Genomic DNA, 23,434 nt, shown 5'->3' on the forward strand with positions numbered 1-23,434 from the left:
CCCGGACCGCACGAGGAGGACCGCGGTGGCCAGCCCGACCAGCTCCGGCGGCGGGGACGTTCCGCCCGTCCTGCCGTCGATCCCGCTCGCGCCCGAGCCCGTCCGGTCGGCGGGTGAGCAGTCGATCGGTGAGCTCGTGCGGGAAGCCACCACACACGTGTCCACGCTCGTGCGCGCTGAGGTCGAGCTCGCGCGGGCCGAGGTCACGGCCGAGGTGAAGAAGGGCCTGCAGGGCAGCATCTACTTCGTCGTCGCGCTGACGATCCTGCTGTTCAGCCTGTTCTTCGCGTTCTTCGCGCTGGGCGAGGTCCTCGACATCTGGCTGCCGCGCTCCGCCGCGTTCGGCATCGTCTTCGGGATCATGCTGCTCGCGGCCGCCCTGTTCGGGCTGCTCGGCTACCTGCGCGTCCGCCGGATCCGCAAGCCGGAGCGCACGATCTCCAGCCTCAGGGAGTCGGCGCAGGTGCTCGCCCACCGCGGCCACGACGAGGACGGGCATCCCGAGCTGACCGCCCGCTGACGGCGTCGGGGTGCGCCGGGGTCCGGACGCGTCGTCGCTCCGGCTGCCCGGCCCGTGGACGCACCGCGCGGTCTCGGCCAACGGGATCCGGCTCCACGTCGCGGAGTGCGACGGCGGAGGGCCCCTCGTCGTCCTGCTGCACGGCTTCCCCGAGTTCTGGTGGTCGTGGCGCCACCAACTGCCCGCGCTGGCCGAGCGCGGGCACCGCGTGGTGGCCGCCGACCTGCGCGGCTACGGCGAGTCCGACAAGACCCCGCGCGGCTACGACCTGTGGACGCTCGCCGGCGACGTCGCCGGGCTCATCCGGGTGCTCGGTGAGTCGCAGGCACACCTCGTCGGGCACGGCTGGGGCGGCCTGATCGCCTGGACGGTGACGGCGCTGCACCCGAGGCTCGTGCTCTCCCTCACCGCGCTCGCCGCGCCGCACCCGCTCGCCGTGCGCTCCGCGGTGGCGCGCGACCCGCGCGGACAGGGGAGGGCGACGGCCCGCTACGCGGCGGCCTTCCAGCTCCCGCGCTGGCCCGAGCGGTCGCTGCGGCGCGACGGCGGGGCCCGGGTCGGGCGGATCCTGACCGCGTGGTCGGGTCCGGAATGGCCGGCGTCGGAGGACTTCGCCGAGGCCGTGGGCCACTACCGACGTGGGATCCAGGTCACCGGCGTCGTGCACAGCGCGCTCGAGTACTACCGGTGGGCGGCGCGGTCGCAGCTGCGCGCGGAGGGGCGGCGGTTCGCGGCCGCTGCGGCGCGGATCCCGACCGTGCCGGTCCTGCAGGTGCACGGCGACCTCGACCCCTGCGTGCTGGTGCCGACCGCCGCTGCGTCCCGGCGCTGGGCGGGGGCGGCCCACCAAATGCACGTCATGGCCGGAACCGGTCATTTCCCGCACGAGGAGCGCCCCGCCGCGTCGACCGCCCTTCTCGGTGAGTTCCTGTCGTCCTCGTGAGTGCGGACCGACACGGGCCTCTACGATTCTGCAACGTGCGCGTCCTGGTCGTGGGGTCCGGTGCTCGGGAGCACGCCATCGTTCTCGCCCTGGCGCAGGACCCCGGCGTCACGGCGCTGGCCTGCGCGCCGGGCAACGCCGGCACGGCGACGGTGGCGGAACAGCGCGGGGTCGATGCCGCCGATCCGGCGGCGGTGGCCGCGCTCGCCCTCGACTGGCGAGCCGACCTCGTCGTGATCGGACCGGAGGCACCGCTCGTCGCCGGTGCCGCCGAAGCCGTGCGCGCCGCGGGGATCGCCTGCTTCGGCCCGAGCGCCGCGGCCGCCCGGATCGAGGGGTCGAAGAGCTTCGCCAAGGACGTCATGGCCGCCGCCGGCGTCAGCACCGCGACGTCGGTGGTGGTGGACAACCCGGCGCACCTGGACGCGGCGCTCGCCGGGTTCACCCCGCCCTACGTCGTGAAGGACGACGGTCTGGCCGCGGGGAAGGGCGTGGTCGTGAGCTCCGACCTCGACGTCGCCCGGGCCCACGCCAGCACGCTCCTGGACGGCGGGCACCCGGTGCTGCTCGAGTCCTTCCTCGATGGGCCGGAGGTGTCGCTCTTCTGCTTCGTCGACGGCGAGACGGTGACGCCGCTCCTGCCCGCGCAGGACTTCAAGCGCGTCGGCGACGACGACTCCGGCCCCAACACGGGTGGCATGGGTGCGTACGCGCCATTGCCCTGGGCGTCGCCGGGCCTCACCGGGGAGCTGGTGGAGAAGGTCGTCGCGCCGGTTGCGGCGGAGCTCGAGCGGCGCGGCACGCCGTTCAGCGGGCTGCTCTACGCCGGGCTGGTGCTGACCGCCGCCGGTCCGGCCGTCATCGAGTTCAACTGCCGCTTCGGGGATCCGGAGACCCAGGTCGTGCTGGCGCTCCTGCGCAGCCCGCTCACCCGGCTGCTGCTCGCCACGGCCACCGGCCGGCTCGCCGAGGAGCCGCCGCCGCAGTGGGCCGACGGCGCCGCCGTCGCGGTGGTGCTGGCTGCGGAGGGTTACCCCGGCCCGCCCCGCCTGGGCGACGTGATCAGCGGATCCGAGGCCACGGGCGTGCTGCACGCGGGCACGCGGCGGCGGGACGACGGGGCCGTGGTGTCGTCCGGCGGGCGGGTGCTGTCAGTGGTCGGTACCGGCGCTGACCTGCTCGCTGCCCGCCAAGAGGCCTACGACCGGTTGGAGCAGGTGCACCTGGCGGGCTCCCACCATCGGACCGATATCGCCCTCCGGGCGGCCCAGGGCGCCGTCTCTGTACCCGCTCGATCGTGAAATCGGGTCCTCCGAACAGGTGACATTTGAGATCGCTTGGGTTACCCTCCAGCGCGTGAAGCGCAAGCTCATTGCCCCGATCGGGGTGGCGGGTGCTGGTCAGGGGTCGCTCTGCGCGACTTGCACACTGACGGGTGGCACGCCAGGGTCTGCGCACCCGGGGTGATCACGTCGTCGCCGCTCCCCACGACGGCTCCCTACTGATCACGTCGGGTCCGATGTTCGCTCCCCCGAGAGACTTGAGGACTCGAATGACGAACAACGCACGGCCTCGACACGCAGCCCCGAGCCGCGCGTCGAAGATCGCCGGGCGCGCTGCCATCGGCGTTCTGGGAGCGCCGATGGCGATGATGGCCGCGGCCGGACCCGCATCCGCTGCCGCCACAGACGCGCAGGTCACTGACGACAACACCGGTACGGATCTCCAGCTGTCGATGGTGGGGGGCCTCCTTCCCGGGCTGGACGCGCTGGGGGTGGAGGGGCTTTCCACGGCGGGCCTGCCGACGGACGGTCTCACCGGCGACCTCGACGTGTTCGAGGTGGCCGGGGCCCTGTCCACGGCACCCAGCCTCGCGAGCGGCCTGACGGGCGGCATCGGCCCGACCGCCGACCTGCTGCCGGTGGTCAACGACCTGACGGCGCTGCCGAACGGCACCGACCTGGGGGCCGGCGTGCTGCCGCTCGTCGGTGACCTGTCGACGCTGCCCGACGTCGGGTCGCTGACCGACGCCGACCTGGACCTCGCGGTCGTCGACGACAGCGTCGGCAGCCTGAGGAGCACCCTCGCCGGGCTGGACCTGGACGATCTGCGGGACCTCGACCTGGACAAGCTCCCGGTCGACCTGCGCGACGTCCAGCTGGGCGACCTCGCCTCGGCGCTGGACGACCTCGACGTCGACCTCGACGACCTGCCCTCGGTCCTGCAGGACCTGGACCTCGACAACCTGCCGAAGGTTCTGCAGAACGTCGAGCTCAACCAGCTGCCGGCCGTCGTGGACGGGCTCGAACTGGGCCAGGTCACCACGGTCCTGCAGGACCTCGACCTGCCGGTCGACCTGCAGGACCTGGACGCCGGCGAGCTGCGTTCCGTCCTCTCGGGCCTCGACCTCCCGGTCGACCTGGACGACCTGGACGTCGGCGAGCTGCGTTCCGTCCTCTCGGATGTCGACCTGGAGGGCCTCGACCTCGACGAGCTTCGGACCGTCCTCGGCGACCTCGACGTCGACGGCCTCACGAGCGACGTCACGGACACCCTCGCCACGGTGCTGAACGGCAGCGCCCTGCGTGCGGGCCTGCCGCTCGACCTCGGGAACATGGACGACGACGAGGCCCGCGGCCTGCTCGCCGGCGTGCTCGGCTCCGACGCCGACGACAACGTGCGCACCGGGCTGGTCTCCAGCCTGCTGGGTGGCTCGCAGTCGGACGACGAGGACGGCGATGGCAACCACCGGCACGGCCTGCTGACCGGGCTCCTGGGCGGCGGATCGCATGCCGACGCCGACGACGAGGACGGCGACGACAACGGCCGGGACGGCCTGCTGGCCGGGCTGCTCGGTGGCGGGTCGAGGGCTGACGTCGACAACGACGGCGACGACGAGGACGGCGACGACAACGGCCGGGACGGCCTGCTGGGCGGCCTGCTGGGCGGTGGCACGCAGAACGTCTCCGACAACTCGGACGACGCCGACGACGAGGACGCCGACGACGACCAGGACCGTCGCGGTGGCGGCCTGCTGGGCGGCATCCTCGGCGGTGGCTCGGACCGCGCCGACTCCGACGCGTCCTCCTCCGACGACGAGGACGCCACCTCCGACGACGAGGACGAGGCGAGCTCGGACGAGGATGGCGACCGGGGAAGCAACGGTCTGCTGGGCGGCCTGCTCGGCGGGTCCGACCGCGACCAGGACGAGGCCGACTCCGACTCGGACGACTCGTCGTCCTCCTCGGACGAGGCCGACGACGCCGACGACGAGGACTCCGACTCCGACGAGGCGAGCTCCGACGACGACGAGGGCTCCTCGTCCTCCTCGGACGAGAACGACGACTCGGACGACGGCGGTTCCGACGACGGTGGCGACACCTTCTCGGCCAAGGGCCTGGTCTCCAGCGTGCTCTGACAGCCGGGAGCACGTCCCGGTACGGAATCGGCGGTCGCCCTCCATCGACGTGGGGCGGCCGCCGATCCGCATATGCTCCGAATGGTGTCGATCCAGCCCGTGCCGCCAGCCCAGCTCACCGTCGCCGCGCGGGCCGCGGTGCCGCCGTTCCACGTCATGGACGTCTGGGCGGCTGCCGCCGAGCGCCAGCGCACCCACGGCGACCTCGTCAACCTCTCCGCGGGCCAGCCCTCCACGCGGGCCCCGGCCGCTGTCCGGGCCGCTGCGGCGGCAGCGCTCGACGGCGACGTCCTCGGCTACACCGTCGCCCTCGGGATACCGGAGCTGCGCGAGGCGATCGCCGGGCACTACGCACGCACGTACGCGCTCGACGTGCCGCCCGAGCAGGTCGTGGTCACCACCGGATCGTCGGGCGGGTTCCTGCTCGCGTTCCTCGCGGCGTTCGACGCCGGCGACCGGGTGGCGCTCGCGCGCCCGGGCTACCCCTGCTACCGCAACATCCTCACCGCGCTCGGCTGCCAGGTCGTCGACCTGCCGTGCGGCCCCGAGACCCGGTTCCAGCCCACCGTCGCGATGCTGGAGGCCCTCGACGAGCCCGTGCAGGGCCTCGTCGTCGCGAGCCCGGCCAACCCGACGGGCACCGTCCTCGACGCGGCGGAGCTGGCGGCGCTCGCGGAGTACTGCGAGCGGACCGGCGTCCAGCTGGTGAGCGACGAGATCTACCACGGCATCTCCTACCCGGGTGCCCCGGCGACGTCGTCTTCCTGGACGACCTCGCGGGAAGCGATCGTCGTCAACTCGTTCTCGAAGTACTTCTCCATGACCGGCTGGCGGCTGGGCTGGCTGCTCGTGCCACCGCGGCTCCTGCGCGCCGCCGACTGCCTCACCGGGAACTTCACGATCTGCCCGCCGACGCTCGCGCAGCGCGCGGCGCTCGGCGCGTTCGAGGAGTCGAGCTACGCGGAGGCCGATGGGCACGTCGCCCGGTACGCCGTGAACCGCGAGCTCCTGCTCGACGGCCTCGCCCGGCTCGGCATCACCCGCCTCGCGCCCGCCGACGGCGCCTTCTACGCCTACGCCGACGTCTCGCACCTGACGGTCGACTCGATGGACCTCACGCAGCGGTTGCTCGCCGAGACCGGCATCGCCACGGCACCCGGGATCGACTTCGACCCGGTGGCCGGCGGGCGGTTCATCCGGTTGTCGTTCGCCGGTGCCACCGAGGACATCACGGAGACCCTGGAGCGCCTGGAGGCGTGGCTGTCGCGCAGCTGATGCTCGGCGTGCGGCTGAAGCACTCCCTGGAGGGCGGGCCCGGGTCTCGCCGGGTGGATCGATCCGAGATGCGGGAACCGCCCGCACGAGGGCGTTCAGCGTGGTCTCGTAGCGATCAAGGGACGGCCGGGCCCGGCGATCTGAGCGGCGCATACTCTCCGTGACATGGCTCCACCCGATCTCGTCGCCGAACCCCGGATCGACATGTGGAACCGGCGGGTCGACTGGTGGCTCACCGGCCTCGCCGCCCTGTTCCTCGTGGCTTACGCGTGGCAGGTGCTCGACACGTCGCTACCGGCGGCCGGGCGGGATGCGCTGGAGGTCGTGCTGAACGGCACCTGGGTGGTGTTCGCCCTGGACTACCTGGTGCGGATCGCACTGGCCCGCCGCCGCTGGCGATTCGTGCGCACCCACCTGCTGGACCTGGTGATCCTGGCGCTGCCGATGTTCCGGCAGCTGCGCGCGCTGCGGTTGATCACCGTGGTGAGCGTGCTCAACCGGCAGCTGCGCGACGACGCCCGTGGCCGCGTCGTCTTCTACGTGGCGGGCAGCGTCGTGCTCATCGGGTTCGTGGCGTCGCTCGCGGTGCTCGACGCCGAGCGGTACGCGCCGGACGCCTCCATCACGACGTTCGGTGACGCGGTGTGGTGGACGATCACGACGATCTCCACCGTCGGCTACGGCGACCGCTACCCGGTGACCCTCGAGGGGCGGCTCGTGGCGGTGTCGCTGATGGTGGCGGGCATCGCGCTGCTCGGTGTGGTGACGGCCTCGATCGCCTCGTGGTTCGTGGAGAACCTGCGGCGCACCGAGGCGGTGGTGGAGCGGGAGCTGGGCGAGGTGACAGCCGACGTCGATCGGGCCGAGGCGCAGGTCGCCGCCGTGCTGGCCGAGCTGCGGATGATCAACTCCCGGTTGGACGCGCTGGAACGGAGCAGCGCCCGTCCTGAGTAGCGGGCTCCCGCTCAACTCCAGGGCCGCCGCACACACCGCCGCGGTGCGGCACACATGTCCCGGCATGTGTGCGGAGCCCACACGGTATGTGCGGTCAGGGCCAAGTGGGGGTCAGCGGCTTCCCGGGCGCACCGAGGACCGGCGGCCGTCGGCGTGGCCGGCCGGGCCCTCGATCGGTCCGATCCGGCGCAGGGTGGCGGCGATGTCGGCGTCCGTGAGGTCGGCGTGCGTCATCAACCGCACCTGGCCGGACATCGGCCCCGCCCGCACCCCGGCCGCCTCGAACCGCTGGAGCGTGCCGGCGAGGTCGGCGACCGCGACGAGCACGATGTTGGTCTGCGGGACGGCCACCTCCCAGCCGCGCTCCCGCAGCCCGGCGGCGAGCGCGCGGGCGCGGTCGTGGTCCTCGCTCAGTCGATCGATGCGGTCGAGCGCGACGAGACCGGCCGCGGCCAGCACGCCACCCTGCCGGACGCCCCCGCCGAGCATCTTGCGCAACCGTCGGGCGTCCGCGATGAACTCGGCCGAGCCGGCCACCATCGAACCCACCGGCGCGCCGAGGCCCTTGCTGAGGCAGACCTGCACGGTGTCGACGCCCACGGTCAGGGCCGCAGGCGGCACCCCGAGCGCCACCGCGGCGTGCCAGAGCCGGGCGCCGTCGAGGTGCACCGCGAGCTTCGCGCCCCGGGCCGCCGCGACGACGCCCGCGTGCTCGTCCGGGGCGGTGACCGTGCCCCCGGCCGCGTTGTGCGTGTTCTCGAGGCAGAGCAGCGTGGTGCGCAACGCGTGGTACGGCCCGGCGCCCCCGGCCGCGGCGCGGCGCACGGCGGCGGGCGAGACCTTGCCCGGCCCGGCGTCGTGCTCCAAGGGGCGCGGCATCCCGCCGGCGAGCCACGCCGCCGTGCCGAGCTCGTTGTCCAGGACGTGCGCGCCGGCGGGGGCGAGGAAGGAGTCGCCGCGGCCGAGGTGGTGCATCAGCGCGATGAGGTTGCCCATCGAACCGCTGGGTGTCCAGAGGGCATCGGTGGCGCCGAGCATCCCGGCCACCCGGATCTCCAGCTCGCGCATCGTGGGGTCGCGGTCGAGGACGTCGTCGCCCACCTCGGCCGCGGCCATTGCCGACCGCATCTGCTTGGTGGGCTTGGTGACGGTGTCCGAGCGGAGGTCGATCGGGCCGTCGTGGGCCGATGATCGCCGGGTTCGAGAGGTGGGTCGCACGGGCCTCGATTCAACCAGGAGGAGACTCCTCCAGCGGCGGGAGGGTCACGGAACGGTCACAGCGTTAGGCCGTTCGGGCGATTCCGTCCGGCCGGGACAACCACGGTCGAGCATGCTCGCGTCCCTTGCACGAAAGACCGGCGAAAGGGGGAAGGGCCGGGTGGACGACGCCAGCGAGCGGGAGTTCGCCGAGTACTTCCGCGCGCGCCGCGACGCCGTGCGCCGCACGGCCTTCCTGCTGTGCGGTGACTGGCACCGCGCCGACGACCACGCGCAGTCGGCGTTCGTGAAGCTGCACCGCCACTGGCGGCGCATCCGCGACCGTGACGCGCTCGACGCGTGGGTGCGTCGCACGCTGGTGCGGTCCGTTGTGGACGAGTCGCGGCGGCCGTGGCGCCGGGAGCGGTTCACGGCGGAGCCGCCGGCCGACAAGGCCGTGGTGCCGTCGGCGTCGGAGGCGGTCACGACGCGACACGTCCTCGTCGACGGGTTGCGGGCCGTGCCGCCGCGCCAGCGCGCCGTGCTCGTACTGCGTTATCTCGACGGGCTCGACGTCGCCGGCACGGCAGCGGCCCTGGGCTGCAGCGAGGGCACCGTCAAGAGCCAGACCTCGCACGGGCTGACGGCGTTGCGCGCCGTGCTCGGCGACTCGCTCGACGACCTGCGACCGGCTGGATAGGGAGGTGGGGGACATGACCGACGACGAGAGGCTCGGCGCGCTGTTCCGCGCCGCCGCCTCCGACTCCGCCTCGCCGGAGGCCGGGTTCGACCACGACACGGTGGTGCGGACGTCGCGGCGGATCACCGCGCGCCGGCGGACGGCGGTCGTGGTGGGTGGCCTCGCGCTCTTCGCCGTCGTGGGGATCGGCGGTGCCGTCGTGCTGCCCGGGGGGTCGGCGGGCGGGGGTGACGCGGCCACGGTCGCCGCGCCGATGCTCGCCCCGGATGCCCCGTCCGCGGACTCGCGGGCCCGGGAGAAGGCACCACCGCCCGCGGCGCAGGAGGGCGCGCCCGGTTCGGGGCCGGGGGTGCTCATGGCGCCGGCCCCGGGGGCGGCGGCCGTCGGGGGGCCGCCGCCGCTCGGGCCGGGAACCACCGTGTGCGCCGACCGGCAGGACCCGGCGCTGCGCGCGGTGGTGGAGGAGTTCCTCCCCGAGGCGGTCGGAGCGCCCCGGGCGGCGATCTCCGAGGAGTGCCGGCCCCGCGGCGAGCGGGGCGTCAACCTCGAGGTCCGGGACGGCGCGACGGCCGGGCTGCTCACCGTCCAGTACCTGCCGCCCGGTACGGCGCCCAGCGCCGCCGCGGGTGGCGTGTCGGCGCCGACGGCGAGCGGTGGCACGGTCGTCGTCATCACCCGCGGCGACGGGCCCGGCGCGCCGGCCCCGTTCGCGGACCGCGTCCACACCCTGGTCACCGAGCTCGCGCCCCGCCTCTGAGCCCCGCGCCCGGCTCGGGGAGGAGGATGGGGGCGTGGGCACGACCAAGGGGGAACGGCGGCGGCAGGAGCTGGTCTCGGCCGCTGCCGCCCTGCTGCGCTCCGGCGGGTTCGACGCCGTGCGCCACCGGGCCGTCGCCGAGCGGGCCGGGCTGCCGCTGGCGTCCACCACCTACTACTTCTCCTCGCTGGAGGAGCTGGTCACGGCGGCCGTCGAGCGCACGGGTCGCGACGAGCTGGCGGAGGTCCGCGAGCAGCTCGACGCCCTTCCGGAAGGTGTGCTCGGCACGGACGAGCTGGTCGAGCTGATCCTCGACCAGCTGATCGGGCGGGAGTCGCGGGAGCGGGGGCTGGAGGCGGCGCTGCTGCGCTTCGAGCGGCTGGTCGGCGCCGGGCGGCGGCCGTACCTGGCGCCGCTCATGCGGAAGATGCGCGACGAGTTCGACGCCCTGCTCGGCCGGATCCTCGCCCGGTCCGGGCGATCGCTCGACCCGGTCGCCGTCCGCGACCTCGTGTCGCTGATCGACGGGGCCGTGGTGAGCGCCCTCATCGAGTCCGACCCCGACCCCCGCGCGGTGGGCCGCGAGCTCCTCCTCCGCACCCTCTGACGCCACCGCCCCACCTGGAGGCGGGCCCGGGCCGTAAGCTGCCGGAACGTGATTCCCAACGTGCTTGCCGCCCGCTACGCGAGCCCGGAGCTGGTCCGGCTCTGGTCGCCGGAAAACAAGATCGTCTTGGAGCGGCGGCTCTGGATCGCGGTGCTGGAGGCGCAGCGTGCGCTGGGCGTCGACGTCCCGGACGGCGTGCTGGAGGACTACGAGCGGGTCGTCGAGCGGGTCGACCTGGAGTCCATCGCCGCCCGCGAGCGGGTCACGCGCCACGACGTCAAGGCGCGCATCGAGGAGTTCAACGCCCTCGCCGGGCACGAGCACGTGCACAAGGGCCTCACGAGCCGGGACCTCACGGAGAACGTCGAGCAGCTGCAGGTGCGACTCTCGCTGGAGCACGTGCGTGACCGCACCGTCGCGCTCCTCGCCCGGCTGGCCCGCCGGGCGGGGGAGCACGCCGAGCTGGTGCTGGCCGGGCGCTCGCACAACGTCGCCGCGCAGGCCACCACGCTGGGGAAGCGGTTCGCCTCCGCCGCCGACGAGCTGCTCGTCGCGTACGCGCGGCTGGAGGACCTGCGCGGGCGCTACCCGCTGCGCGGCATCAAGGGCCCGGTCGGCACCGCGCAGGACATGCTCGACCTGCTCGGCGGCGCCCCCGCCACGCTCGCCGAGCTGGAGCGGCGGGTGGCGGGGCACCTCGGGTTCTCCGGCACCCTGACCAGCGTCGGGCAGGTCTACCCGCGCTCGCTCGACTTCGACGTGGTGAGCGCGCTCGTCCAGCTGGCCGCCGCGCCGTCGTCGCTGGCCACGACGATCCGCCTGATGGCGGGCGTCGAGCTCGCCACCGAGGGGTTCCAGCCGGGGCAGGTCGGGTCGTCGGCGATGCCGCACAAGATGAACTCGCGGTCCGCGGAACGGGTCAACGGCATGCTCGTGCTGCTGCGCGGCTACGCCGGGATGGCCGCCGAGCTCGCGGGCGGGCAGTGGAACGAGGGCGACGTCTCCGACTCCGTGGTGCGCCGCGTGGTGCTGCCCGACGCGTTCTTCGCCCTCGACGGCCTCTACGAGACGGCCCTGACGGTGCTCGACGAGTTCGGCGCCTACCCGGCCGTCATCGCGCGCGAGCTGGACCGCTACCTGCCCTTCCTCGCCACCACCGCCGTGCTGATGGCGGCGGTCCGGGCCGGGGTCGGGCGGGAGACGGCCCACGAGGTGATCAAGGAGCACGCCGTGGGCGTCGCGCTCGCGATGCGGGAGAAGGGCCAGGTGGACAACGACCTCGTCGCCCGGCTCGCGGGCGACGAGCGGCTCGGGCTGCCCGCCGGCGCCCTCGACGGCCTGCTCGCCGACCCGCTGCGGTTCACGGGCGCGGCCACCGCCCAGGTGGCCGCCGTCATCGAGCGCGTGCGGGAGGTCGTGGACGCCCACCCGGACGCTGCCGCCTACACCCCCGGAGCGATCCTGTGAAGCTGCTGCACTCGGGCAAGGTCCGCGACCTCTACAGCGACGGCGACGACCTGGTCATGGTCGCGTCCGACCGCGTGTCGATCTACGACGTGGTCCTGCCCACGCCCATCCCGGACAAGGGCAGGGTGCTCACCCAGCTCTCGCTGTGGTGGTTCGAGCGGCTGGCCGGCATCGTGCCGCACCACGTCATCTCCGGCTCGGACGTGCCCGCCGAGTTCGCCGGGCGCGCGGTCCGCTGCCGGCGCCTCTCGATGCTGCCCGTCGAGTGCATCGCCCGCGGCTACCTCGCCGGGCTGGGGCTGGAGGAGTACCGCAAGCAGGGCACGGTGTCCGGGGTGCCGCTCCCGGGCGGGCTCGTGGAGGGCTCGAAGCTGCCGGAGCCGATCTTCACGCCCACCACGAAGGCGCCGGTCGGTGAGCACGACGAGTTCATGACGTTCGACGACGTCGTCGCGGCTGTCGGCGCGGACACCGCGAAGCGGCTGCGGGAGCTGACGCTCTCCGTCTACACCCGGGGTGCCGAGACCGCTGCGGCCAGCGGGATCGTCGTCGCCGACACCAAGCTCGAGTTCGGCGTCGGCGCGGACGGCGAGATCGTGCTGGCCGACGAGGTGCTCACGCCCGACTCGTCGCGCTTCTGGCCCGCCGACTCGTGGGAGCCGGGCCGGCCGCAGTTCGCGTTCGACAAGCAGTTCCTGCGCGAGTGGTCGCAGGGCCTCGACTGGGACCGCACCCCGCCCGGCCCGGAGATCCCCGCCGACGTCGTGGCGGCCACCCGGGCGCGGTACGTGGAGGCGTACGAGCGGCTCACGGGTCGCGACCTGTGATGGGCGCTTGGTAACCATCCGCCCCTCACGGCCTGGTCAACCGCTGTTCACGCCGGCATGAGTCCATAGCGACGTGGCCGAATCGCACCTGGTCGTCTCCCTCTCGGGCCTGATCCCCGACGCCGCGGAGGCGCTCGACCGGGCCGTCGCGTTCACGGGTGAGCTGGAGGCGCGCGGCGTCCCGGTCTCGCAGTTGCTGCGCCCCGCGGGCGTTCCGATCGGTTCCCCGCTCGCGCGGTGGATCCACGAGCGGCGCGCCGCGGGTGACGCGCTCGTGCTCCACGGCTACGACCACACCGCCGCGCCGATCGCGTTGCCCCGGGTGGGCAGGCGTGCCGAGTTCGCCGCCCTGCCGCGGCACGAGGCCGGCCTGCGGCTGGTGGCGGCCCGCCGGGCGCTGACGGCGTTGGGGCTGCGCACGGACGTGTTCGTGCCGCCGCGCTTCATCGCGTCGCCCGGCACGGTCGACGCGCTGCGCGAGCAGGGTTTCGGGGTGCTCGCCGACGAGCACGGGGTGCGGTTCCTCCGGGAGCCGGTGGACGGGCTGGTGCGCTCGCGCGTGCTCGGGTTCCGGGTGTCCGGTGAGCGTCGCCCCGTCGCGGACGGCCGGCGCGCCGCCGAGGCGTGGCGCTGCCGGGTGCTGATCGCCGAGGTGACGCGCACGGTGCGCCGCGGCGGCCTGGTGCGGATCAACGTTCGGGCCAAGGACCTCAAGCGCCCGCCGCGGCGCGCCGCCGTGCTGGCCGCGGTGGACGCCGCGCTCGGCCTGGGCGCGACGCCGGCGACCCACCACCTCACCGCGGTGGCCTCCGCCGCCTGACCGGCTCAGAGGGTGGTGGGCTGCTCCCGCTCCAGCACCTGGATCGCGGTCTTCTCCGGGCCGAGCCGCTCGAACATCCCGTAGTGCATCGCCGGGCGGGAGAGCACGGCCTCGTGGATCGGGACGGCCGTGCGCGGCGCGACGGCCCGCAGGTAGTCGACGGCCTCGGCGACCTTCAGCCACGGTGCCCCGGTGGGCAGGAAGAGCACCTCGACGGGCTCGGGCGGCGGGGTGAAGGAGTCGCCGGGGTGCAGGTGGGTGCCGTCGACGAGGTAGGCGTTGTTAGGGACGATCGGGATGTCGCTGTGGATCACCGCGTGCTGCCCGCCGAGCACGTCGATGCGCGCTCCCGCCACCTCCGCGGTCTCGCCGGGCCCGACGACCTCGTGCGTGATCCCGTCCAGCTGCTCGGCGGTGCCCGCGTCGACGATCAGGCGCGCGTCCGGGTTCGCGTCCAGCAGGGGGCGGATGCGGTCGGCGTCCAGGTGGTCGAAGTGCTGGTGCGTGACCAGCACGGCGTCCAGCCCGCGGACCGGCTCGAAGCCCGCCGAGAACGCTCCCGGGTCGAAGAGCAGGCGCGCCGACCCGGTGTCGAGCAGCAGGCAGGAATGGCCGTAGTGCGTGATCTGAGTCATCTGGCGGCCCCGGGGATCTCGATGCGCAGCGTGCCGGGCGGAGTCTACCGACGAGCGCGTGGGCGGCCGCCCGTACGCTGATGTGCGTGGCGAAGGTCGTGGTGGACGTGATGCCCAAGCCGGAGATCCTGGACCCGCAGGGCCAGGCGGTGGCCGGGGCGCTCACGCGGCTCGGGGTTGCCGGTGTCGGAGACGTGCGGCAGGGCAAGCACTTCGTGCTGGAGGTCGACGAGTCGGTGGACGACGAGACCCTGGAGCGGGTCGCGGCCACGCTCCTGGCCAACCCCGTGATCGAGGAGTGGGTGGTGACCCGTTCATGAGGATCGGTGTCGTCACGTTCCCAGGCACCCTCGACGACGTCGACGCCGCCCGCGCGGTCCGGTACGCGGGCGCGGAGCCCGTGGCGCTGTGGCACGCCGAGCACGACCTCCGGGGCGTGGACGCGATCGTCGTGCCCGGCGGGTTCTCCTACGGGGACTACCTGCGCGCCGGCGCGATCGCGAGCATCGCGCCGATCATGACCGAGGTCGTGGCCGCCGCGGGGCGTGGCACGCCCGTGCTCGGGATCTGCAACGGTTTCCAGATCCTCTGCGAGGCCGGGCTGCTGCCGGGCGCGCTCGTGCGCAATGCCGGGCTGCACTTCGTCTGCCGGGACCAGCTGCTGCGGGTGGAGTCCACCGCCACCGCGTGGACGGGCGGGTTCACGGCCGGGCAGGAGCTGCTGGTGCCGATCAAGTCGGGGGAGGGCCGCTTCGTCGCCGACGCCGCGACGCTCGCGCAACTGGAGGCCGAGAACAGGATCGTGTTCCGCTATGCCGGTGGCAACCCGAACGGTGCGATCGCGGACATCGCGGGCATCGCCTCCACCGACGGGCGCGTGGTCGGGCTCATGCCACACCCCGAGCACGCCATCGACTCGCTGACCGGGCCGTCGACCGACGGGCTCGGCCTGTTCACGTCGGTGCTGCAGGCCGCGGTGTCGGCTGCCTGACCGGCGCCGGATCCCCGAGACCGCGCAGATGACCGCGCCCGTCACCACGTCCCCGAAGCGGGTGCTGCTGGTCGAGGACGACCCGGGCGACGTGTTCCTGGTGCGGGAGCTGCTCGCCGACGTGGATCCGGAGCTGCAGGTCGTCGCGGTCTCGTCGGTGGCCGACGCGGTGGCGGGCGACCTGCTGCGCGGCACGGACTGCGTGCTGCTCGACCTGAACCTGCCCGGTTCCCAGGGCCTGGACGGGCTGCGGCACGTCCTGCGGGCCCACGGGGGAGCCGCGGTGTGCGTGCTCACCGGCGTGGACGACGAGCACCTCGGGGTGGCGGCGGTGGCGGCCGGAGCGCAGGACTACCTCGTCAAGGGCAAGGTGGACGGGCCGGTCCTGATCCGGGCGGTGCGCTACGCCGTGGAGCGGCGCCGGGCCGAGACGAGCCTCCTGCGGCTGCGCGAGGAGCAGCTGGCCGCCGCCGAGTCGGCGCGGCTGGAACGGGGGCTGCTGCCCTCGCCGCTGCTCGCGGGGAGCCGGGTGCGTGCCCGGTCGTTCTACCGGGCGGGCCGCACGCGCTCGTTGATCGGCGGCGACTTCTTCGACGCCGTCCTCGGTCCCACCGGCACGGTGCACGCGATCGTCGGTGACGTCTGCGGCCACGGGCCCGACGAGGCCGCGCTGGGCGCGATGCTGCGCGTCTCCTGGCGCGCGCTCGTGCTGGCCGGTGTGGACGAGCCGCAGCTGTTGCCCAAGCTGCAGCAGGTGCTGGTGAGCGAGCGGCACGACCCGGCGCTGTTCACCACGGTGTGCGCGATCGCCGTCCGGACGACGGGCGCTGGGCGCGGGGAGGCGGTGGTGCGCCTGGCCGGACACCCGCCACCCGTGCTGCTGCGGCCGGAGCTGCGCCCGTTGGACCCGCCCGTCGGCGTGCCGCTCGGGGTGCTGCCGGATGCCGTGTGGGACCCGCTGACGGCCCCGCTCGAGGCCGGGTGGTCCGTGCTGTCCTACACCGACGGGCTCATCGAGGGCCGCGGACCCGAGCCCGGCGAGCCGTTGTGGGAGGAGGGGCTGCACGCGATGCTGGCGCAGGAGCGGGAGACGGACCTGGAGCTGCTGCCCGCGCGTCTGGTCGGACAGGCGCAGGAGCTGAACGGGGGGCCGCTGGCCGACGACGTCGCGATCCTCATCCTGTCCGGGGACGGGAACCCGTGACGGCGCCCGCCGAGCTCACCCGCCGCTCGCGGCGCCACCCGCTGCGCCTGCGCCCGACCGCGGGGAGCGGGCACTGGCCGCTCGCGCGGGTGTTCGTGGTGGGCGCGGTGCTCGCCGCGCTGGTCGCGAGCGGCACCGTGGTGCTGGGCGTCAGCGCGCTGTGGCGGCTGACGGGGGCCCGCACGGCGCTCCTCGAGCAGGTCGGGCCCGCGGTGCTCGCCGCGGGGCGGCTGTCCGCCGCCCAGCTCGACCAGGAGACCGGGGTGCGCGGGTTCCTGCTCACGGGGCAGCGCCAGTTCCTCGAGCCGTACTACGCGGGTGTCGATCGCAGCGACACCGCGGTGGCCGAGCTGCGGGCCGCCACCCTCGACTTCCCGGAGATCGCCCCGGAGGTCGACGCCGCGGTGCAGGCCGAGCAGGACTGGCGCGCGGCGTACGCCGACCCGGTGATCGCCGCGGATCCGACGGCGCCCGGCCTGGCCGCGGGCCGGGCCTTCTTCGACCGGGTGCGCGGCGCGACCGGCACGCTCGAGGACCGGCTCGAGGTGCTTCGGCAGGAAGCGCGGGACGACCTGGGATCCGCCTCGTCGTTCGTCGCGTGGTCGGGCGCCACGATCGGGGTCACGTTGCTCGTCCTGCTCGCGGTGGTGGGGTTCGGCCTGCGCCGGATGGTGCTGCGCCCGGTGTCCGACCTGGCGGAGCAGGTGCGCGAGGTGGTCGCCGGCGACACCGACCGGGAGGTGGACGTCGACGGGCCGGGCGAGATCCGGGAGCTCGGCGCGGACGTCGACGCGATGCGCCGCCACATCCTGCGCGACCTCGACGAGGCCCAGGCCGTGAACCGGCGCCTGGACGACCAGGCGCGCGAGCTGGAGCGTTCCAACCGGGACCTGGAGCAGTTCGCCTACGTGGCCAGCCACGACCTGCAGGAGCCGCTGCGCAAGGTCGCGAGCTTCTGCCAGCTGCTGCAACGGCGCTATGCCGGGAAGCTCGACGAGCGCGCGGACCAGTACATCGAGTTCGCCGTCGACGGCGCGCAGCGGATGCAGCAGCTGATCAACGACCTGCTCGCGTTCTCCCGCGTCGGGCGTACCAGCGCCAACTTCGGAACGGTCGATCTCGGCGCCGTCGCCGCCACGGCGGCGGCGCAGCTGGAGCAGGCCCGGGAGGAGGTCGGCGGCGAGATCGTGCTGGGTGCCCTGCCGACGGTGCCGGGGGATCCCGGCCTGCTCCGGGCTCTCCTGGCCAACCTGATCGGCAACGGCCTGAAGTTCCACCGCGAGGACGTGCCCCCCGTCGTGCGCGTGGAGGCGCGCCGCGACGGCGACATGTGGGCGATCACGGTCGTCGACAACGGGATCGGGATCGAACCCGAGTACAGCGAGAAGATCTTCGTGATCTTCCAGCGACTGCACGGACGCGACGAGTACCCCGGCACGGGGATCGGGCTCGCCCTGGCCAAGAAGATCGTCGAGTTCCACCAGGGTCACATCGAGGTGGTTTCCGGCGGCGACGGTGAGGGCACCACCATTCACTTCGCCCTGCCCGCGCTCCCCGAGGAGGCCGCCGAATGACGAACCCGCAGGCCAAGACCATCAACGTGCTGCTCGTGGAGGACGACCCCGGTGACGTCCTGATGACGCGCGAGGCGTTCGAGGAGAACCTGCACAACCGGCTCGACGTGGTCACCGACGGCGCGGCGGCGCTCGACTACCTGCGGCACGAGGGGATCTACGGCGAAGCGCCCCGGCCGGACCTGATCCTGCTCGACCTGAACCTGCCCCGCCGCGACGGGCGGGAGGTGCTGCAGGAGATCAAGGCCGACCCGGACCTGCGGCACATCCCGGTGATCGTGCTGACCACGTCGCAGGCCGAGGAGGACGTGCTGCGCAGCTACCAGCTGCACGCCAACGCCTACGTCACCAAGCCGGTCGACTTCGAGGGCTTCATCGAGGCGATCAAACAGATCGACCACTTCTTCATCAGCGTGGTCCAGCTCCCGTCCGACCTCCGGAGGAACTAGATGGTTGGTTCCTGGGTCTCCAGTTGCACGAACGGCACTCTCGTACGCACTTAGCAGACGAAAGTGCCGTTCGTACGCCGCTCGATCGCCCCCACGTACCCGTCCGGGCGCACGAGGACGGCGGTGCCGTCCGGAACGTCGTACGCGGCCGCGACGAGGCCCTCGGCGTCGACGACCGCGGTGCCGGTGGGGGTCCGCCCGGCCGGGAGCACGATGCGCGCCGCGTCCGGGACCGCGGCGGCCGCGGGTTCGCCGAACACCAGGAGCGTGGCGTGCGGCCCGCGGAAGAGGTCGAACAGGCGCAGCCGGCGGCCGGTGGCGTCGACCACCTGCCCGTCCGGCGCGCGGTCGCCCGCCTGCAGCCGGCCGGGGCGGGCGCGCTCGTCGCGGACGATCGGGCTCCCGCGGTAGCCGATGTCGAGCTGGTGGGTCTCGCGGCCGCGCTCGTGGGCGTCGGTCGCCCCCTCGACGTGGCGGCGCAGCAGCTTCTCGCTCAGGGCGAGCACGTGCTCCGCGACGGGCCGCCGTTCTGCCTCGTAGCTGTCGAGCAGCGTCTCGGCTTCGTGGTCGGGGCCGGCGGCGAGGGCGGCCGCCAGCTTCCAGCCGAGGTTGTAGGCGTCCTGCACGCCGGTGTTGAGGCCTTGCCCGCCGGTGGGCGGGTGCGCGTGGGCGGCGTCGCCCGCGAGGAACACGCGGCCGACGCGGAAGCGGCGGGCCAGCCGGACGTTCGGCCGCCACACCGTGGACCAGGCCACCTCCCGCATCGCGACCCCGGGGAGCCGGCAGAACTCGGCGAACGCCGCCCGGACGGCCTGCTCCGGATCCTCGATCCCGTTCTCGATCGGGGTGGCGAACTGGAACAGGTCCCCACCCGGCAGCGGGCTCATGAAGATCCCGCGCCGCAGGTCGTGCTCGTCGGCGAACCAGTAGCCGGTGTCGTGCTCCAGCCCGGCCACGCGCACGTCGCCGAGGAGCATGCGCACCGAGTCGTCGGTGCGCCCCTCGAACGGGATCCCGAGCGTGCGGCGCACGGTGCTGGCGCCGCCGTCGGCGCCGACGAGCACGGCCGTGCGCACCGTCTCGCGCCCGGCTGCACCGGCGAGGGTGGCCGTGACGCCGGACGCGTCCTGCTCGAACCCCTCGAGCGCGGTGCCGAACTCGATCCGGCCGCCGAGGTCGGTGAACCGGGCGCGCAGGATCGCTTCGGTGCGGTCCTGGCCCAGGACGTGGCCGTTGGGGTGCGGGACGTCGGGCGTGGGTTCGCGCCACTGTCCCATCCGCTTCTCCCCGAGGAAGCGATCGCCGGAGTACGCCTGCATGGCCGCGGGCGGGGCGCCCGCCGCGAGCACCGCGTCGAGCACGCCGAGGTCGTCGAAGACCTCCAGCGTGCGCGGCTGCAGGCCGTCGCCCCGCGAGCCGGCGGGCGCGACGGGTGACCGCTCGACCACGCGCACCGGGACGTCCCTGCGTGCGAGCTCGATGCCGAGGACCAGGCCGGTCGGCCCGGCCCCCACGACGAGGACCGATGGTTCCATAACCACTCCGAGATGAATCTAGATTCAGTGAATTAAGATTCAGTGTGATGCTTGCTAGCGTGCCGCGTCAAGGAGGTCGCGATGAGTGCTCCCGCGGGAAGGCGGGCGGCGCAGGCCGCGGAGACGGAAGCGGCGCTGAAGGAGGCGGCGCGGCGTGTCTTCGCCGAGCGCGGCTACCTCAACACGAAGATCACCGACATCACGGCGGCCGCCGGGCGGGCCGCGGGATCGTTCTACAACCACTTCGCGAGCAAGGACGAGCTGCTCACGGCGCTGCTCACCGACATGCTCGAGGACGACACCGCGGCGACCGACCCCCGGCACGACCCGGACCTGTCGCGGCGTGCCGCCGTGCGCTGGCACGTCGCCGCGTACTGGCACTTCTACCGCAGGCACCTGCCGGAGATGGTGGCCCTGCGTGAGGCCGCGACGGTGAGCCCGGAGTTCGGCAGGCGGTTGCGGGAGATCGTCTCCGCGGACAACGCGCACATGGTCGGGCACCTCGCGCTGGTGCGCGCCGCGGGGATCCCCCTGCCCGGCGAGCCCCGGCTGCTGGTGTCGGCCATGAACGGCATGCTCGACCAGTTCGCCTACACCTGGCTCGCCGTCGGCGGCGACGGGTCCCGCCCGCCCGTCGACGACGAGGAGGCGATCGACACCCTGACCGACCTGCTGCACCGCGGGATCGCGGGCACACCGCCCGGGGGGTTCGGCACCGCCACGTAGGCTGACCAGCTGTGACGCCTCACCCGGCCGCCGACACCGTCAAGAACGCCGCCGCAACCCCCGACCAGCCGCAGCCCTACCGGGAGCTGGGGCTCAAGGACGACGAGTACGCGCGGATCCGGGAGATCCTCGGCCGCAGACCGACCGACGCCGAGCTCGCGATGTACTCCGTGATGTGGAGCGAGCACTGCTCCTACAAGTCCTCCAAGGTGCACCTCGCCTACTTCGGCGAGACCACCACCGACGACATGCGGAAGCGGATGCTCGCCGGCATCGGCGAGAACGCCGGCGTCGTCGACATCGGTGACGGCTGGGCCGTGACGTTCAAGGTCGAGTCCCACAACCACCCCTCCTACGTCGAGCCGTACCAGGGTGCGGCCACCGGCGTGGGTGGGATCGTCCGCGACATCATGGCGATGGGGGCGCGGCCGGTCGCGGTGGCCGACCCGCTGCGGTTCGGTCCCGCCGACGCGCCCGACACCGCGCGCGTGCTGCCCGGCGTCGTCGCGGGGGTCGGGGGGTACGGAAACTCGCTGGGCCTGCCCAACATCGGCGGCGAGGTCGTCTTCGACGAGAGCTACCTCGGCAACCCGCTCGTCAACGCGCTGTGCGTGGGCGCGATGCGCACCGAGGACCTGCACCTGGCCTTCGCGTCCGGCACCGGCAACAAGATCATCCTCTTCGGCGCGCGCACGGGGCTGGACGGCATCGGCGGCGTGTCGGTGCTGGCCTCGGAGACGTTCGGCGAGGAGACCGGCCGCAAGAAGCTCCCGTCGGTGCAGGTCGGGGACCCGTTCACCGAGAAGGTGCTCATCGAGTGCTGCCTCGAGCTGTTCCACGCCGGGCTCGTGGTGGGCATCCAGGACCTGGGTGGCGCCGGTCTGTCGTGCGCCACGTCGGAGCTGGCGAGTGCCGGTGACGGCGGGATGCACATCGACCTGGACGCGGTGCCGTTGCGCGCCTCCGGGATGACCCCCGCGGAGATCCTCTCCAGCGAGTCGCAGGAGCGCATGTGCGCCGTGGTGCGCCCGCAGGACGTCGATGCGTTCCTCGCGGTCTGCCGCAAGTGGGACGTGCTGGCCTCGGTGATCGGCGAGGTCGCCGCGGGCACGCGGCTGGTGATCGACTGGCACGGGGAGACCGTCGTGGACGTGCCGCCGCGCACGGTCGCGCACGAGGGCCCGGTCTACCGCAGGCCGGTCGCCCGCTCGGAGCGGCAGGACGAGCTGGTCGCCGACTCGCCCGACCGGCTGCCCCGACCGGCCGCGCCGAGCGAGCTGCAGGCCGAGATCCTGCGGATGGCGGCCAGCCCGAACCTGTGCAGCCGCGCGCTGGTCACCGACCAGTACGACCGCTACGTGCGCGGCAACACGGCGGCCGCCCAGCCCGCGGACGCCGGGGTGCTGCGGATCGACGAGCGGACCGGGCGGGGCATCGCCGTCGCCACCGACTGCAACGCCCGCTTCGTGGCGCTCGACCCGTACGCGGGCGCGCAGCTCGCGCTGGCCGAGGCCGTCCGCAACGTCGCCACGAGCGGCGCGGTGCCGCTCGCCGTCACCAACTGCCTGAACTTCGGCTCGCCGGAGGACCCGCACGTGATGTGGCAGTTCCAGCAGGCGGTGCGCGGGCTCGCCGACGGCTGCGCGCAGCTGGGCATCCCGGTGACGGGCGGCAACGTGAGCTTCTACAACCAGACCGGCGAGCGCGCGATCCTGCCGACGCCGGTGGTGGGTGTGCTCGGTGTGCTCGACGACGTCACCCGCCGCGTCCCGTCCGGTTTCCGGCGCGACGGCGACGCGATCGTGCTGTTCGGCGACACGCGCGATGAGCTGGGCGGCAGCGAGTGGGCGCACGTCGTGCACCGGCACCTGGGCGGCCGCCCGCCCGCCGTCGACCTGGCCGCGGAGGCTCGGCTCGCGGACCTGCTCGCGAAGGCCGCGGCGACCGGGCTGCTCACCGGCTCGCACGACCTCGCGGACGGCGGGCTCGCCCAGGCGCTCGTCGAGGCGTGCCTCGTGGGCGGGCGCGGTGCCACCGTGCAGCTCCCGCCGCTCGACCCGTTCGTGGCCCTGTTCTCCGAGTCGGCGGGCCGCGTGCTCGTCGCCGTCGCCCCGGAGAACCTCCCCGAGGTACTGGCCCGCGCGGCGGCCGCCGAGGTGCCGGCGCGCGAGATCGGCACGACGGGCGGGTCGGACCTGTCCGTCGGGGACGTGCCTGGGCTGCCGCTCGAGACGCTGCGCACCGCGTGGGAAGGCACCCTTCCGAAGCTGTTCGGCTGAGCGGTCGCAGCGCATGGGCCGATCGTGGTCGGATACCTGTCCGAAGGGTCAGGTCCACCCGGAATCGATTACCGTTCGGCGGGTGCGGGGAGGAACGAGCGGCACGCGGATCACCTCCGCCGTGCTCGAGTGGCTGGACGGCGGGCCCGTGCCGGACCGGCCGGTGCTGCGCAACGCGGTCAAGGAGAGCCTTGCCGCCGTCGCCTCCGCCGCGCCCGGTCACAGCGTGGAGGTGCGGATCCCTCCGTTCGGGGCGGTCCAGTGTGTCAGCGGTCCCCGGCACGGCCGGGGCACGCCGCCGAACGTCGTCGAGACCGATGCGCGCACCTGGCTCGCGCTCGTGGCGGGGCGGATGACGTGGGAGGCAGCGCTCGACAGTGGTGCGCTGCGGGCTTCGGGGACCCGCAGTGGCGAGGTCTCCCGATTGTTGCCATTGCTCTAAAGTTTGCTCGCTCCGGTGAACGTGAACACGTCGTGGTGGCGCGAACGCGGGCGAGGGACGGAAGATTGATCCGATCAGGGTCGGGCCGGACCGAACGGGCGACAGGAGGTGGCC

Annotated in this window: 23 protein-coding genes; 20 read left to right on the forward strand and 3 right to left on the reverse strand. The window is 73.7% G+C overall.

From position 1 onward, the window contains the following. The first annotated feature begins 25 nt into the window (after positions 1–25). The 6 genes from ACU436_RS20720 to ACU436_RS20745 all read left to right on the forward strand — a co-directional run bounded on the left by ACU436_RS20720 (position 26) and on the right by ACU436_RS20745 (position 7,110). Positions 26–520, forward strand: a complete 495-nt coding sequence (locus tag ACU436_RS20720; protein WP_459027646.1) for a phage holin family protein — start codon at positions 26–28, stop codon at positions 518–520. 10 nt (positions 521–530) lie between these two features. Continuing rightward, positions 531–1,463: an alpha/beta fold hydrolase gene (locus ACU436_RS20725; protein ID WP_459027649.1), complete on the forward strand. Its 933-nt coding sequence runs from the start codon at positions 531–533 to the stop codon at positions 1,461–1,463. Positions 1,464–1,498: 35 nt separating this feature from the next. Next, entirely contained in the window at positions 1,499–2,764 is a 1,266-nt protein-coding gene (gene purD / locus ACU436_RS20730) for a phosphoribosylamine--glycine ligase (RefSeq protein ID WP_459027651.1), read from the forward strand. A 341-nt stretch (positions 2,765–3,105) separates the two neighbouring features. After that, complete coding sequence (locus ACU436_RS20735) at positions 3,106–4,881, forward strand: hypothetical protein (protein ID WP_459027653.1); 1,776 nt, start codon at positions 3,106–3,108, stop codon at positions 4,879–4,881. A 156-nt stretch (positions 4,882–5,037) separates the two neighbouring features. Then, positions 5,038–6,156, forward strand: coding sequence for a pyridoxal phosphate-dependent aminotransferase (locus ACU436_RS20740; RefSeq protein WP_459028177.1), 1,119 nt, complete (start codon positions 5,038–5,040; stop codon positions 6,154–6,156). Positions 6,157–6,321: 165 nt separating this feature from the next. Next, positions 6,322–7,110, forward strand: coding sequence for a potassium channel family protein (locus ACU436_RS20745; protein ID WP_459027655.1), 789 nt, complete (start codon positions 6,322–6,324; stop codon positions 7,108–7,110). 111 nt (positions 7,111–7,221) lie between these two features. Here ACU436_RS20745 and ACU436_RS20750 read toward each other — a convergent pair whose 3' ends face one another. Beyond that, a complete protein-coding gene (locus ACU436_RS20750; protein ID WP_459027657.1) occupies positions 7,222–8,328 on the reverse strand; it encodes a threonine aldolase family protein in 1,107 nt (368 codons plus the stop codon). Positions 8,329–8,488: 160 nt separating this feature from the next. On the opposite strand from ACU436_RS20750, the gene ACU436_RS20755 reads away from it, so the two are divergent. The 6 genes from ACU436_RS20755 to ACU436_RS20780 all read left to right on the forward strand — a co-directional run bounded on the left by ACU436_RS20755 (position 8,489) and on the right by ACU436_RS20780 (position 13,485). Further along, positions 8,489–9,007, forward strand: a complete 519-nt coding sequence (locus tag ACU436_RS20755) for a SigE family RNA polymerase sigma factor (protein WP_459027659.1) — start codon at positions 8,489–8,491, stop codon at positions 9,005–9,007. Positions 9,008–9,020: 13 nt separating this feature from the next. After that, positions 9,021–9,764, forward strand: coding sequence for a hypothetical protein (locus tag ACU436_RS20760; protein WP_459027661.1), 744 nt, complete (start codon positions 9,021–9,023; stop codon positions 9,762–9,764). 34 nt (positions 9,765–9,798) lie between these two features. Next, complete coding sequence (locus ACU436_RS20765) at positions 9,799–10,371, forward strand: TetR/AcrR family transcriptional regulator (protein WP_459027663.1); 573 nt, start codon at positions 9,799–9,801, stop codon at positions 10,369–10,371. A gap of 48 nt (positions 10,372–10,419) precedes the next feature. After that, complete coding sequence (purB, locus tag ACU436_RS20770; RefSeq protein WP_459027665.1) at positions 10,420–11,838, forward strand: adenylosuccinate lyase; 1,419 nt, start codon at positions 10,420–10,422, stop codon at positions 11,836–11,838. Further along, positions 11,835–12,665, forward strand: a complete 831-nt coding sequence (locus tag ACU436_RS20775; protein WP_459027667.1) for a phosphoribosylaminoimidazolesuccinocarboxamide synthase — start codon at positions 11,835–11,837, stop codon at positions 12,663–12,665. The genes purB and ACU436_RS20775 overlap by 4 nt, the downstream gene beginning before the upstream one ends. A 73-nt stretch (positions 12,666–12,738) precedes the next feature. Then, positions 12,739–13,485: a DUF2334 domain-containing protein gene (locus ACU436_RS20780; RefSeq protein WP_459027669.1), complete on the forward strand. Its 747-nt coding sequence runs from the start codon at positions 12,739–12,741 to the stop codon at positions 13,483–13,485. A gap of 5 nt (positions 13,486–13,490) precedes the next feature. Here the strand turns inward: ACU436_RS20780 and ACU436_RS20785 are convergent, their stop codons facing one another. Beyond that, entirely contained in the window at positions 13,491–14,120 is a 630-nt protein-coding gene (locus ACU436_RS20785) for an MBL fold metallo-hydrolase (protein ID WP_459027671.1), read from the reverse strand. Positions 14,121–14,206: 86 nt separating this feature from the next. Here ACU436_RS20785 and purS point away from each other — a divergent pair, with 86 nt between their 5' ends. From purS to ACU436_RS20810, 5 genes are read left to right on the forward strand one after another with little or no spacing between them, the layout of a single operon-like run. Next, entirely contained in the window at positions 14,207–14,440 is a 234-nt protein-coding gene (gene purS, locus ACU436_RS20790; protein WP_459027673.1) for a phosphoribosylformylglycinamidine synthase subunit PurS, read from the forward strand. Further along, complete coding sequence (gene purQ, locus ACU436_RS20795; RefSeq protein WP_459027675.1) at positions 14,437–15,111, forward strand: phosphoribosylformylglycinamidine synthase subunit PurQ; 675 nt, start codon at positions 14,437–14,439, stop codon at positions 15,109–15,111. Before purS ends, purQ begins: the two co-directional genes overlap by 4 nt. A 28-nt stretch (positions 15,112–15,139) precedes the next feature. Continuing rightward, entirely contained in the window at positions 15,140–16,315 is a 1,176-nt protein-coding gene (locus tag ACU436_RS20800) for a PP2C family protein-serine/threonine phosphatase (protein WP_459027676.1), read from the forward strand. After that, a complete protein-coding gene (locus tag ACU436_RS20805; RefSeq protein ID WP_459027678.1) occupies positions 16,312–17,889 on the forward strand; it encodes a sensor histidine kinase in 1,578 nt (525 codons plus the stop codon). Before ACU436_RS20800 ends, ACU436_RS20805 begins: the two co-directional genes overlap by 4 nt. Next, complete coding sequence (locus tag ACU436_RS20810) at positions 17,886–18,338, forward strand: response regulator (RefSeq protein ID WP_459027680.1); 453 nt, start codon at positions 17,886–17,888, stop codon at positions 18,336–18,338. The genes ACU436_RS20805 and ACU436_RS20810 overlap by 4 nt, the downstream gene beginning before the upstream one ends. 50 nt (positions 18,339–18,388) lie before the next feature. Here ACU436_RS20810 and ACU436_RS20815 read toward each other — a convergent pair whose 3' ends face one another. Beyond that, positions 18,389–19,873 (reverse strand): FAD-dependent monooxygenase, encoded by a 1,485-nt coding sequence (locus ACU436_RS20815; RefSeq protein WP_459027682.1) that lies wholly within the window; start codon positions 19,871–19,873, stop codon positions 18,389–18,391. Between the two features lie 81 nt (positions 19,874–19,954). On the opposite strand from ACU436_RS20815, the gene ACU436_RS20820 reads away from it, so the two are divergent. The 3 genes from ACU436_RS20820 (at position 19,955) to ACU436_RS20830 (ending at position 23,320) form a co-directional block, all read left to right on the forward strand. Next, the gene (locus ACU436_RS20820) at positions 19,955–20,599 is read left to right on the forward strand and encodes a TetR/AcrR family transcriptional regulator (protein WP_459027684.1); all 645 of its coding nucleotides are present in this window, start codon (positions 19,955–19,957) and stop codon (positions 20,597–20,599) included. A gap of 11 nt (positions 20,600–20,610) precedes the next feature. After that, a complete protein-coding gene (purL, locus tag ACU436_RS20825; protein WP_459027686.1) occupies positions 20,611–22,878 on the forward strand; it encodes a phosphoribosylformylglycinamidine synthase subunit PurL in 2,268 nt (755 codons plus the stop codon). Between the two features lie 82 nt (positions 22,879–22,960). Next, the gene (locus tag ACU436_RS20830; protein ID WP_459027688.1) at positions 22,961–23,320 is read left to right on the forward strand and encodes a sterol carrier family protein; all 360 of its coding nucleotides are present in this window, start codon (positions 22,961–22,963) and stop codon (positions 23,318–23,320) included. Positions 23,321–23,434: the final 114 nt, after the last annotated feature.

The organism is Pseudonocardia wallangbongensis, from assembly GCF_054486945.1.

Coding starts and splice junctions, on each gene's coding strand:
- ACU436_RS20735 (WP_459027653.1), top strand. CDS start 3,106: ATGGCGATGATGGCCGCGGCCGGACCCGCATCCGCTGCCGCCACAGAC.
- purQ (WP_459027675.1), top strand. CDS start 14,437: ATGAGGATCGGTGTCGTCACGTTCCCAGGCACCCTCGACGACGTCGAC.
- ACU436_RS20740 (WP_459028177.1), top strand. CDS start 5,038: ATGGACGTCTGGGCGGCTGCCGCCGAGCGCCAGCGCACCCACGGCGAC.
- ACU436_RS20820 (WP_459027684.1), top strand. CDS start 19,955: ATGAGTGCTCCCGCGGGAAGGCGGGCGGCGCAGGCCGCGGAGACGGAA.
- ACU436_RS20760 (WP_459027661.1), top strand. CDS start 9,021: ATGACCGACGACGAGAGGCTCGGCGCGCTGTTCCGCGCCGCCGCCTCC.
- ACU436_RS20815 (WP_459027682.1), bottom strand. CDS start 19,873: ATGGAACCATCGGTCCTCGTCGTGGGGGCCGGGCCGACCGGCCTGGTC.
- ACU436_RS20810 (WP_459027680.1), top strand. CDS start 17,886: ATGACGAACCCGCAGGCCAAGACCATCAACGTGCTGCTCGTGGAGGAC.
- ACU436_RS20800 (WP_459027676.1), top strand. CDS start 15,140: ATGACCGCGCCCGTCACCACGTCCCCGAAGCGGGTGCTGCTGGTCGAG.
- ACU436_RS20745 (WP_459027655.1), top strand. CDS start 6,322: ATGGCTCCACCCGATCTCGTCGCCGAACCCCGGATCGACATGTGGAAC.
- ACU436_RS20785 (WP_459027671.1), bottom strand. CDS start 14,120: ATGACTCAGATCACGCACTACGGCCATTCCTGCCTGCTGCTCGACACC.